This is a genomic window from Staphylococcus sp. HMSC62B09 (genome assembly GCF_001839115.1).
Classification (GTDB): domain Bacteria; phylum Bacillota; class Bacilli; order Staphylococcales; family Staphylococcaceae; genus Staphylococcus; species Staphylococcus haemolyticus.
This window is the reverse complement of record NZ_KV840161.1, coordinates 1-201: the sequence shown is the minus strand read 5'-3', so window position 1 is coordinate 201 and position 201 is coordinate 1. Positions and strand designations below refer to the sequence as shown.

The window sequence follows — 201 nt, the reverse complement described above, 5'->3', positions numbered from 1 at the left end:
TTTTTAGTCGATAAGCGTTTCTCTAAGGCTTTCAATTTCTTCTCATTACTATCAAATGTAGTATAGAGTGCGTCAGCCTCGTCATCTTGTGAGTTAGCAATTAATTCTTTATATTTTGCTTTATCTTCTTTAATTCGTTGCGATAACTCTTGACGCTCATTTTCAATTTTATTGATATTCTCTCTTTGACCTGTGACATAT

General features: G+C 32.3%; 1 pseudogene. It reads right to left on the bottom strand.

Features of this window, described 5'->3' with window-relative positions:
* A pseudogene (locus tag HMPREF3265_RS13005) lies at positions 1-201 on the bottom strand (pathogenicity island protein); the annotation flags it as partial.